Consider the following 11,704-nt stretch of genomic DNA (forward strand, 5'->3'; position numbering starts at 1 on the left):
GCGGCGGCCTGCGGTCGCTGGCCGACGGCAACGGCGACACGCTGCTGTTGCTGGCGGATATGTACGAGGGGCGGGGCGAGGACGGCACCTACAACAACGTCAACGACGCGTTCAACGCGATCCGGTGCGTCGACGACCCGCGGATCACCGACCGGGCCCTGGCCGGCGAGGCCGACACCCGGTTCCGCGGCCGTCGTCGAGGAACGGCGCCGCCTCCCGGAACCGGGCAGGCCCCGCTGGATCTGTGTGCGTTCTGGCCGGTGCCGAACACCGGCGAGCCGCACACTCCGGAGGTTCCGGGATTGCCTCCGGTGCTGGTGGTCTCGACCACCGAGGATCCCGCGACCCCCTATCAGGCCGGCGTGGATCTGGCCCGTCAGCTCGGCGGCGCGCTCATCAGTTTCACCGGGACCCAGCACACCGTGGTGCTCGACGGGCAGCGGTGCGTCGACGACCCGGTGATCCGGTATCTGGTGTCCCTCGAGGTGCCGGAATCCGACCCGCACTGCTGACCCGTAGCGGTTGTGAGCGACACGCCGCATCGATAACTCACCGATGTAACACGGAGTTAACTCCCAGTGCCTAGTCTCGCCACTATGGATCGCCAGAAGGAGTTCGTGCTCCGCACCCTCGAAGAGCGCGACATTCGGTTCGTGCGCCTGTGGTTCACCGATGTCGTCGGGACGCTCAAATCCGTGGCGATCGCCCCGGCCGAACTCGAAGGAGCCTTCGAGGAGGGCATCGGTTTCGACGGCTCGGCCATCGAGGGTTTCTCCCGCATCTCCGAGGCCGACATGGTCGCGCGGCCGGACGCCACGACCTTCCAGGTGCTGCCGTGGATGGACGATCGCGGACACCAGTACTCGGCGCGGATGTTCTGCGACATCACCATGCCGGACGGCACCCCCAGCTGGGCGGACCCGCGGCACGTGCTGCGCCGCCAGCTGAACAAGGCGTCGGATCTGGGTTTCAGCTGCTACGTGCACCCCGAGATCGAGTTCTTCCTCGTCGAGAACGGTGAGCCCGGCCAGCCCCCGGTCCCGGCCGACGACGGTGGCTACTTCGACCAGTCCGTGCACCGCTCGGCCCCGAACTTCCGCCGGCACGCGATCGACGCGCTCGAGTCGATGGGTATCTCGGTCGAGTTCAGCCATCACGAGACCGCCCCCGGCCAGCAGGAGATCGATCTGCGCTACGCCGACGCGCTGTCGATGGCCGACAACGTGATGACCTTCCGCTACGTGGTCAAGGAGATCGCGATGGCGGAGGGTGTGCGCGCGACCTTCATGCCCAAGCCGTTCCGTGAGCACGCCGGTTCGGCGATGCACACGCACATGAGCCTGTTCGAGGGCGAGAACAACGCCTTCCACGATCCGGACGATCCGCTGCAGCTCTCCGCGACCGGCAAGGCGTTCATCGCCGGCATCCTCGAGCACGCCAACGAGATCAGCGCCGTCACCAACCAGTGGGTGAACTCCTACAAGCGCATCGTGCACGGCGGAGAAGCCCCCACGGCCGCGTGCTGGGGTCCGTCGAACCGTTCGGCGCTCGTGCGCGTGCCGATGTACACGCCGAACAAGGCGTCGTCGCGCCGCGTGGAGATCCGCACCCCGGACTCGGCGTGCAACCCCTACCTGACGTTCGCGGTGCTGCTGGCCGCCGGTCTGCGCGGCATCGAGAAGGGCTACGAGCTCGCCCCCGAGGCCGAGGACGACGTGTGGTCGCTGACCTCCGCCGAGCGGCGCGCGATGGGCTACCGCGAGCTGCCCACCGATCTCGACATCGCGCTGCGCGAGATGGAGAAGTCCGAGCTGGTCGCCGAGGCGCTCGGCGAGCACGTGTTCGACTACTTCCTGCGCAACAAGTGGCGTGAATGGGAGAACTACCGCAGCCAGGTCACCCCGTACGAGCTGGAGCAGTACCTGGGTCTGTAGTCGGCGATAGGGTGAATGGCGTGCGGACGCGGACAGAGGAGATCGCGGCAGATCCGACCGGCGTGGGACCGGGGGTGGGTGCGTGGTGAAACCGCCACCCGCCCGGTCCGCGATTCCCGGACCGGGCCGGCTCGGGCTCGTCGAGCCCACGGCCGCAGCCCACCTCGAACAGCTCGCCTGGAACGACACCGACAGCATCGAACTGCTGTGGTCGTTGTCGCGCGCCCCGAACGCCGATCTGGCGTTGCGGAACCTGGTTCGGCTGCAGGAGGCACTCGACGAGGCCGGGTGGGCCGAACTCGACGGCGCGCTGCGTTTCGACAAGGGACTGCGGGGACGGCTGTTCGGGTTGTTCGGGGCCTCCGCGGCGTTCGGCGACCATGTCGTCGCCCACCCGGACCGCTGGCGCATGCTCGCCGGGAAACTCGAGCTGCCGGACCGGCACACGTTCACCGCGCGCATGCTCGACTGCGTCGGAGCGGTCGCCGAGCCGGGGGGCCGCACCGACACGCTCGTCTACCGGGCGCAGCTCACCGGCCCCGCGGCGATACCGGCGCTGCGCACCTCCTATCGCGATCAGCTGATGCTCATCGCCGCCGTGGATCTCGCGGCGACCGTCGAGAACGAGCCGGTGCTGCCGTACATCGAGGTGGGACACAAGCTCGCGGATCTCGCCGACGCGGCCTTGACCGCCGCGCTGGCCGTCGCGGTCGCGACGATCGTCCCCGAGGGACCGTGCCCCGTCGATCTCGCGGTCATCGCGATGGGCAAATGCGGTGCGCGCGAACTGAACTACGTCAGCGACGTCGACGTCGTGTTCGTGGCGGAGCCCGCCGACGCGCGCGCGAGCCGCATCGCCGGGGAGATGATGCGAATCGGCACGTCGGCGTTCTTCGACGTCGATGCCGCGCTGCGTCCGGAAGGTAAACGCGGCGAACTGGTCCGAACCCTCGACTCGCACATCGCCTACTACACCCGGTGGGCCAAGACGTGGGAGTTCCAGGCGCTGCTCAAGGCCCGGCCGATGGCCGGCGATCTCGAACTGGGCCGCCGCTACATCGAGGCGTTGAGCCCGATGGTGTGGACCGCGTCCGAGCGTGAGGCGTTCGTTCCGGAAGTGCAGGCGATGCGCCGGCGCGTCGAGGAACTCGTCCCCGCGGAATTGCGCGAACGCGAACTGAAACTCGGACGCGGGAGCCTGCGCGACGTCGAATTCGCGGTCCAGCTGCTGCAACTCGTGCACGGCCGCGCCGACGAATCGCTGCGGGTACCCAACACGGTGGAAGCGTTGTCGGCGCTCGCGGAAGGCGGGTATGTCGGCCGCGACGACGCCGCGAACCTGCGGGCGTCGTACGAGTTCCTGCGATTGCTCGAACACCGGCTGCAACTGCAGAAGCTCAAACGCACCCATACCCTGCCGCCCGCCGAGGACCGGGAGGCACTGCGCTGGCTGGCCCGTGCCGCGCACATGCGGCCGGACGGCCGCAACGACGCGCTCGGGGTGCTCGAGGCCGAGATCAAGCGGAACTCGGCCCGGGTCCGCAAGCTGCACGCCAAGCTGTTCTACCGTCCGCTGCTCGAATCGGTGGCCCGCCTCGACGCGGAGGCGGTGCGGCTGTCCCCGGAAGGTGCGGTGCGTCAGCTCGCGGCGCTCGGCTACAGCGCACCGGAACACGCGCTCGGACACCTGACCGCGCTGTCCGGTGGTGCCTCGCGCAAGGCGCGGATCCAGGCACTGATTCTTCCGCAGCTGCTCGAATCGCTGAGCGACACAGTCGATCCCGACGCGGGCCTGCTGGCGTACCGGCGGCTGTCCGACGCGATGTACAACGCGGTGTGGTTCCTGCGGACACTGCGCGACGAACCCTCGGTCGCCGAACGGCTGATGACGGTGCTCGGATCGTCGGCGTTCGTGCCGGACCTGCTCATCAACGCCCCCGACGTGGTGCGCCTGTTCGCGGACGGCCCCAACGGTCCGCGCCTGCTCGAACCGCAACCCGAGGAGGTCGCGAAGGCGATCGTCACGTCGTCGGCGCGGTACGACGATCCGGTGCGCGCGATCGGGGCGGCCCGATCGCTGCGGCGCGCCGAACTCGCCCGTGTCGCCAGCGCCGACATCCTCGGCATGCTCGACGTGCCCCAGGTGTGCCGGGCCCTGTCGAGCGTGTGGTCCGCGGTGCTCGAGGCGGCGCTGGGCGCCGTGATCCGCGCATCCGAACAGAAGCAGGGCCCTGCGCCGGCGCGCATCGCGGTGATCGGCATGGGCAGGCTCGGCGGCGCCGAACTGGGCTACGGGTCCGATGCCGACGTGCTGTTCGTGTGCGAGCCGCTACCGGACGCCGACGAAACGGTGGCCGTCAAGTGGGCCAACCAGATCGCCGAACAGGTCCGCAAGCTGCTCGGCGCGCCGAGCACCGATCCGCCGCTGGAGGTGGACGCGGGTCTGCGGCCCGAGGGTCGCAGTGGGCCGTTGGTGCGCACACTCGCCTCGTACCAGGCGTACTACGCGCAGTGGGCGCAGGCGTGGGAGGTGCAGGCGCTGCTGCGTGCGCACCCCGCCGCCGGCGACCCCGATCTCGCTGAACGGTTCCTGCGCATGATCGACGCGGTCCGTTACCCGGAGGGTGGGGTGTCGCAGGAGGCGGTGCGCGAGATCCGGCGGATCAAGGCGCGCGTCGACTCGGAGCGGCTGCCGCGCGGTGCGGATCCGGCGACCCACACCAAGCTCGGCCGCGGTGGCCTGGCAGACATCGAATGGACCGTGCAGTTGCTGCAATTGCAGCACGCCCACCGGATTCCGGCGCTGCACAACACCTCGACGCTCGAGGCGCTCGATGCGATCGGTGCCGCGGAACTGGTCAGCCAGGAGGATGTCGCGCTGCTGCGGGAGTCCTGGCTCCTGGCGACGCGGGCCCGCAACGCGCTCGTGCTGGTGCGGGGCAAACCGACCGATCAGCTGCCCGGGCCGGGTAAGACGCTGACCGCCGTCGCGCGGGTCGCGGGATGGGAGGGGGACGCCTCCGAGTTCCTGGACCACTACCTGCGGGTCACGCGGCGAGCCCGGGCCGTCGTCGAGCGGGTCTTCGGGGGAACCGACAACGGTTACGGAAGCGCGCACGGATACGACGGGCACGGGTAGTGGCCACGGGGTAAGGCGACCCCGGTAGGGGAGCGGTCAGCTCTGCGCGAAGAGGCGGATGCGTTGTTCGCGGCTGCGCTCGAGATGTGTGCGCATGTGCTCGCGGGCGGCGCTTTCGTCGCGGGCCCGCAGGGCGGCCAGGATCTGCTCGTGCTCGGCGTTGAGGAGGTCGGGTTCGCCGTAGTTGGACGGCGGCCCCGAGTCGTAGATGCGCAGCTGGGTGGTAAGGCGCACCAGCAGCGCGGTGATGGTCGAGTTGTGCGCGGCCTGCCACAGGGCCTCGTGGAACCGGAAGTTTCCGCTGCGTACCTCGGCGTCGTCGGTTGCGGCGCAACAGAATCCGTGGAGCTGTTCGAGGCGTGCCATGTCGAGTTCGGTGTGCCGGACGGCGGCGGCCCCGGCGGCTTCGGATTCGAGCGCGACACGTGCCGCGTAGATCTCGATGACGTCCTCGGCGGTGCCCGAGCGCACCCGGAAGCCGCGGGTGGCGCGTTCGAGCAGCCCGTCGTGGGCGAGCCAGTTGAGCGCTTCGCGGATCGGGGTGCGGGAGGCCCCGTAGGTCTCGCTGAGCTGAGTCTCGTGCAGGGCGGCGCCGCGGGGGAACTTGCCGGCGAGGATGTCCGCGCGCAGACGCAGGTACTGCTTCGACGTCTGGTCGTCGCGTCCGGTCGGGGGCTCGGAGAGCAGGGAACCGGTCAGGTCCGCGGTGGTGTCGCCGTGGGTCATGGGTCAGATTATGCCATCGACGACATCCGGATACTTGCGTATACGTTATTCGTCGTTTAGCGTCGCTGCGGTGAGCGACGACAGGCGAGACGTACTGATCAGGGCCGAGGACCTGGCCCGGAATCCGGGTACCTACACGATCCTCGACGCGACCGTCTCGTTCCCCAAGCCCCGCTTCGACGGCGACTACCGGCCCGAATCCGGTCTCGCCGATTGGGAGCGCGCCCACATTCCCGGCTCGCTGCACGCGAACCTGCTCGGCGATTTCAGTGCCGTCGACGCCAACCTGCACTTCACCCGTCCGGCACCCGCCCGGCTCGCGCACGCTCTCGCGAACCTCGGTATCGCACCCGACGCCGAGATCGTGGTGTACGACCAGGGCACGAACACCTGGTCCGCGAGACTGTGGTGGATGCTGCGCAACATCGGGATCGCCGCGCGGGTCCTCGACGGCGGACTCGCCCGCTGGACTGCACTCGGACTGCCCGTCGAGACCGGTGCGGCGGAGCCGCGCCCGGCGACCGAACGGTGGGCACAGCCGACCGATCACGGCCTGTGGCGCGACCGCGACGCCGTACTGTCCATCAGCGCGGGCGATGCCCCCGGCACGCTGGTCTGCGCGCTCGACCCGGAACAGTTCGCGGGCACCGCGACGACTCGCTACTCGCGGCGCGGCCACATCCCGCGCAGTCTCAACCTGCCGGCGAAGGGTCTGCTCGACGACGGGCTGCTGCGGCCGGACGAGGAGGTGTCCGCGGAGGCCGAGGCGGTGCTCGCCGATTCCGAGCGCCCGGTGGTCCTCTACTGCGGCGGCGGTGTCTCGGCCTGCCTGGTCGCCCTCGCGCTGGTGCGCGTGGGGTTCGACGACCTGGCCGTGTACGACGGATCGCTCGAGGAATGGACGGCGGATCCCGCACTGCCCATGGTCACGGCCGCGCCTTCCGAGGACCGGGAGGGTGACACATGACGCGATGTCGCCGCTCCTGATCGTCCCGAAACCGACTTCCCCTCTCCGACAGGAACTTCTGTGACTACCACGACGAACGCCCCCACCGTCGACGATGTGGCCGCCGCGCTCGAGGCGCTGCGTGCCCAGGTGCCGCTGGTGCAGTCGCTGACGAACATCGTCTCCGCCAACTTCCTGACCAACGTGCTGCTCGCGGCCGGTGCCAGCAACGCCCACATCGACAATGCCCACGAGGCCGGTGGATTCGCCCGGATCGCCGGCGGTGTGCTGGTCAATCTCGGCACCCCGGACGACGGCACCGCCGCCGCGTTCACCGAGGCCGCCGGTGCCGCGCGCGAGGCCGGAACCCCGTGGGTCCTCGACCCGGTCGGCGTCGGCGGGTTGCCGTGGCGCACCGGTCTGGCCGCCGATCTGCTTGCCCTGCACCCGACTGCGATCCGGGGCAACGCCTCGGAGATCATCGCGCTCGCCGGGTTGGGCGGCGACACCCGCGGCGTCGACAGCGCCGACGAGGCTGCCGCCGCGGTCCCAGCGGCGCTGGCGCTGCTCGAGCACGCCGACGCCGTCTCGGCCTCCGGACCCGTCGACTACCTGGTCGGACGTGACCGCGAGGGTGGGATCACCGGGGTGCGCATCGCCGGAGGCAGCGCGATGCTTCCGCGCGTGACCTCCACCGGCTGCTCGCTCGGCGGCCTGGTCGCGGCCTACCTGGCGGTGGCGCCGACCCCCTTGATCGGTCTGGCCGCCGCGCACGCGCATGTCGCGGTCGCCGCCGAGATCGCCGAGGAGAACTCCACGGGCCCGGGATCGTTCGCCGTTGCCTATCTCGACGCGCTGTACGCGGTCGATGCCGACACGCTGCGGGCCCGCGCCCGCATCGAGGCGCTCGAACTTTCGAACTGAGGACGAAAACCGATGGGCATCAAGACTTTCTGGTATCTCACCCAGGCCGACGGGGACTACCCGTGGAGCCCGGGCGGGCTGTATCCGGTCGACGGGCAGCGGCAGATCGAACTGGCGAAGACGATCGACAACGGCGGGTTCGACGGCGCGCTCGTCGCGACGTGGCCGAACGATCCGTTCATCTCGGCGACCTGGGCGGCCGCGCACACCACGCGCATGAAGTTCCTCGTCGCGATCTACGCGAACATGACGCCGGCGCGTCTGCTCGCGGAGAAGGCGCTGACGTTCGACGCGTTCAGCGGTGGCCGCCTGATGATCAACTCCGTCAACGGCCGCGAGAACATCCTCACCAAGTACGACATGAACGTCGAGCACGACCGGCGGTACGAACTGGGGGAGAAGTACTGGGCGGACTTCCGGCGGATCTACGCCGAGGGCACCGAGTCGAACTTCCCGAACACGCCGCTGCGGATCGACGCGCCGAGCGAGGACCACAGCGTTCCGCTGTGGGGGACCGGGGATTCGCCTGCGGGACTGCAGAATTCCGGCAAGGTGCTCGACGCGTACCTGGTCATGCTGCGTGAGACGGCGTTCGTCGAGTCCAAGTTCACCGCGGCACGAGAGTCCGCGGCCGCCGAGGGGAGGGAGTTCACCGACTTCGGTGCCCTCTCCGGCGTCATCGTCCGGCCGACGCAGGCCGAGGCCCTGGACCGGTTCCGGTCCCTGTTCGAGAAGGCCGGGATCGATCGGATCACCGACGTCCTGGACAAGGCGGTACGCCGTCGCACGGGCGGCAAGCAGGACCTCAAGACGTTCACCGCGCGCGACGCGCAGCGGCAGGGCTGGGTCGACACCATCAACGCCGGCCGCCTGCCCGAGCCGAAGGACCTGTATCTCGGTGACGGCCTGTACGCCGGCATCACGGCGTGGTCGCCGCTCGACATCTTCGCGACCGGGTCGTCGGCGGTGTACTACGCCGGAACGCCGGACGAGATCACGGGGCACGTGCGGGCGCTGCACGACCGAACGGGTCTGACGACGCTGATCCTCGCCGGCTGGCCTCTGATCGACGAGGCGAAGAACGTTGCCGAGCATCTGATTCCGCGCTTCCGCGAACTCTGAGTCGCGCTGCGACGAGGCCACCACGGCTGGGACCCCGGTCCCGGTAGTGGTGGCCTTTTGGGTTGCGGAAATTCGGACTGGTCAGTAATTGATTGTTAATGTAGGTTGCCCAAAGTAAGGTAAGCCAGACCTCAGTCCGAATCAGAGAAGAGTGACATGCAGTTGACGCGCACCGTTCGGCGCTCTCACGCCTTACCCCTCGTTCTTGCGCCCGCGCTCCTCGTGGCCGCCTGCGGCTCCGGCGACACCACGGACGCCGCGTCCGGTCCGGCAACCGCGGACTCGCTCACCGTCGCCGTCGCCAAGGACAGCGGTCCGCTGAACATCTTCGTCGGCCAGACCGACCAGATGACCGAGCTGGTCTACGACAAGCTCCTCTCGCCGTCGCCGTACGTCGCGGAACCGCAGCCGTGGCTCGCCACCGGCGTGCGCCAAGTGAACCCCACGACTTGGGACGTCGACCTGCGCGACGACGTGACCTGGCACGACGGTGAGGCGTTCACACCCGACGACGTCGTGTTCAGCTTCCACTTCATGCACGCCGCGCCCACCGGGCGGTTCACCCACCACGTCAACGATGTTCCGTCGATCTCGACGATCGACGTCACCGGAGAGCACTCGGTGCGGTTCGTCTGCGACTACTCGTGCCCGGAACTCGGCACCGTGACGCTCGCCGACCTGCCGATCCTGCCCGAACATGTGTGGGCGAACGTCGACCCGGCCAAGGTCAAGGAAGTCACCGATCTGCCGGTCGGCACGGGCCCCTTCAAGCTCGTCGACTACAACCCCACGACCGGATACCGCTTCGAGGCGAACGCCGACTACTTCGCGGGCGCACCGACCGTCGACGAACTGATCATGCCGGTGATCGCCGACTCCTCCGCCGCATTCACCGCGCTTCGCTCCGGGCAGGTCGACGCCGTCGACCGGGCGCTGCCTCCCGAGCTGGTCGATCAGTTCACCGCGTCGAACGACATCGGCACCATCGACGTGGATCCGCTGGGTTTCACCGAGTTGCGAATCAACTTCACCCGTGAACCCTTCGCCCAGGCCGATTTCCGCACGGCTCTGGGCTTCGCGTTCGACCGCGACAAGATGCTCGACATCGTCGCGCTGGGGAAGGGGCGACCCAGCACCCAGGGCTACGTGCACCCGGATGCACCGTTCGCCGATCCCGACGCCGACACCCCGTACGACCCTGCGCAGGCCGCCGCCTTGTTCGACTCCCTCGGATGGAAGGACGTCGACGGAGACGGCCTCCGCGAGAACCCGGCCGGTGAGAAGCCTGCTCCGTTCAAGTTGGTCGTCAACGGCGGCAATCCGCAGCATGTCCGTGCCGCCGAACTGTTCGTCGAGGACTTCGGCGAGGCCGGATTCGCCGTCGTCGTCGAGCCCCTCGAGGCGGGTTCGCTGTCGAGTGCGTCGTCCAACAAGGAATACGACTTCCTGATCAACGACATCGTCCCGCACGGGACCGCCGACCCGACGCAGCTGATCATGTCGCACCGCTCCGGCTACCTGTGGGATTCCCCGAAGATCGCCTACCCGGAATACGACGCTCTGTACGAGAAGTGGCGTGCCACCGACAACTACGACGACCGTGTTGTGGTCCTGAAGGAGATCCAGAAGCTGATCAACAGTCAGCCCACGACCCTTCCCCTGTACTACGCAGAGGAGACCTGGGCCTACGACGCCGAAAGCTTCTCGGGCTGGGTCGAGACCCCCGGTTACGGCATCGTCCACAAGTGGTCGTTCCTGCCGGCGGACGTCGTCGCCGCCGCGAACGCGGAAGCGCCGCAGGACTGATCGATGGTTATTCTGCGCCGAGCAGGGCAGTACGCCCTCGTGCTGTGGGCGGCGGTGACGCTGAACTTCGCACTGCCGCACCTCGCACCGGGTGATCCGGTCGGCTACCTCTACGTCGGCGAACTGCAGGGCCTCGGCGAGAAGTACCTCGCGGAACTCCGCGCCGGCTACGGCCTGGACAGGCCGATCCTCGAGCAGTACCTCTCGTTCTGGTCGGGGCTGCTGCGGGGAGATCTCGGGATGTCCGTGCAGTACAACAGGCCTGTTCTCGACGTGTTGGGGGAGAAGCTGTCCTGGACGGTCGCGTTGGTCGGCATCTCGATGGTGCTGGCCTTCGTGATCGGCACCCTGCTCGGCGCGTGGGCCGCGTGGCGACGCGGCACCGCGAAGGAGACCGGCACGGTTGTCGGTGTCCTCGTGGTGGATTCGATGCCCGCATTCTGGGTGGGCATGATCCTCATCGCCGTGTTCTCGGTGACGCTCGGCTGGTTCCCGTCCTACGGGGCCGCGACGATCACCGCGACCGGCGGGCAATGGCTCGCAGAAGTCGCCTCGCGGATGGTCCTTCCCGTCGCGACGCTGACCATCGCGAGCATCGGCGGATTCTTCCTCATGACCCGGGCCTCGATGATCGGCGTGCTCGACGAACCGTTCATCCGGCTCGCCCGGGCCAAGGGACTCGGGGAGTTCCGGGTGGCGATCCGGCACGCGCTGCGCAACGCGGTGCTGCCCGTCTACACGACCCTGACCCTGACGGTCGGTGTGCTGCTGTCCGGCGCGGTCGTCGTCGAGTCGGTGTTCGCGTATCCGGGGCTGGGCAAACTCACCTACGACGCGGTGACCGCCCGCGATTATCCGTTGCTGCAGGGTGCGTTCCTGCTCGCGACCGTCGGCATCGTCGCGGCGAACCTGCTGGCCGATCTGACCTATCCGCTGCTCGATCCGCGGGTGCGCCGCGACCGGACCGCGGCCGAAGGACGCACCGAGGTAGCCGTATGAACGTCAACCGCTTGACCATCGTCGGAACCCGAACCCGGTCCCAGCGCCTCGCGCTCGTCGGCGCGGTACTGCTCGGTGCGCTGCTGCTGTGCGCGATTTCCGCACCGT

At 68.8% G+C, this 11,704-nt stretch carries 9 protein-coding genes; 8 read left to right on the forward strand and 1 reads right to left on the reverse strand.

Translation table 11 applies throughout. The annotated features are described in order from the left end of the window. The 3 genes from I0Q12_RS32065 to I0Q12_RS05575 form a co-directional block, all read left to right on the forward strand. A partial coding sequence (locus I0Q12_RS32065) for an alpha/beta hydrolase (protein WP_231610068.1) occupies nucleotides 1-512 on the forward strand: 512 nt, incomplete at its 5' end. 84 nt (nucleotides 513-596) lie between these two features. Further along, the gene (locus I0Q12_RS05570; RefSeq protein ID WP_197250991.1) at nucleotides 597-1,934 is read left to right on the forward strand and encodes a glutamine synthetase family protein; all 1,338 of its coding nucleotides are present in this window, start codon (nucleotides 597-599) and stop codon (nucleotides 1,932-1,934) included. A gap of 82 nt (nucleotides 1,935-2,016) precedes the next feature. Further along, complete coding sequence (locus I0Q12_RS05575) at nucleotides 2,017-5,073, forward strand: bifunctional [glutamine synthetase] adenylyltransferase/[glutamine synthetase]-adenylyl-L-tyrosine phosphorylase (RefSeq protein WP_197250992.1); 3,057 nt, start codon at nucleotides 2,017-2,019, stop codon at nucleotides 5,071-5,073. A gap of 36 nt (nucleotides 5,074-5,109) precedes the next feature. Here the strand turns inward: I0Q12_RS05575 and I0Q12_RS05580 are convergent, their stop codons facing one another. Then, nucleotides 5,110-5,799 (reverse strand): GntR family transcriptional regulator, encoded by a 690-nt coding sequence (locus tag I0Q12_RS05580; protein ID WP_197250993.1) that lies wholly within the window; start codon nucleotides 5,797-5,799, stop codon nucleotides 5,110-5,112. Between the two features lie 70 nt (nucleotides 5,800-5,869). On the opposite strand from I0Q12_RS05580, the gene I0Q12_RS05585 reads away from it, so the two are divergent. The 5 genes from I0Q12_RS05585 to I0Q12_RS05605 all read left to right on the forward strand — a co-directional run bounded on the left by I0Q12_RS05585 (nucleotide 5,870) and on the right by I0Q12_RS05605 (nucleotide 11,596). Further along, the gene (locus I0Q12_RS05585; protein ID WP_307846040.1) at nucleotides 5,870-6,766 is read left to right on the forward strand and encodes a rhodanese-like domain-containing protein; all 897 of its coding nucleotides are present in this window, start codon (nucleotides 5,870-5,872) and stop codon (nucleotides 6,764-6,766) included. Nucleotides 6,767-6,826: 60 nt separating this feature from the next. Beyond that, entirely contained in the window at nucleotides 6,827-7,669 is an 843-nt protein-coding gene (gene thiM, locus I0Q12_RS05590) for a hydroxyethylthiazole kinase (RefSeq protein WP_197250995.1), read from the forward strand. A gap of 12 nt (nucleotides 7,670-7,681) precedes the next feature. Then, nucleotides 7,682-8,791 (forward strand): LLM class flavin-dependent oxidoreductase, encoded by a 1,110-nt coding sequence (locus tag I0Q12_RS05595; protein WP_197250996.1) that lies wholly within the window; start codon nucleotides 7,682-7,684, stop codon nucleotides 8,789-8,791. A gap of 156 nt (nucleotides 8,792-8,947) precedes the next feature. Then, on the forward strand, nucleotides 8,948-10,597 hold the full coding sequence (locus I0Q12_RS05600; RefSeq protein WP_197250997.1) for an ABC transporter substrate-binding protein: 1,650 nt from the start codon (nucleotides 8,948-8,950) through the stop codon (nucleotides 10,595-10,597). A 3-nt stretch (nucleotides 10,598-10,600) separates the two neighbouring features. After that, entirely contained in the window at nucleotides 10,601-11,596 is a 996-nt protein-coding gene (locus tag I0Q12_RS05605) for an ABC transporter permease (RefSeq protein ID WP_197250998.1), read from the forward strand. Nucleotides 11,597-11,704: the final 108 nt, after the last annotated feature.

Origin of the sequence: Rhodococcus sp. CX (assembly GCF_015865005.1) — a bacterium.
Lineage (GTDB): Bacteria > Actinomycetota > Actinomycetes > Mycobacteriales > Mycobacteriaceae > Rhodococcus.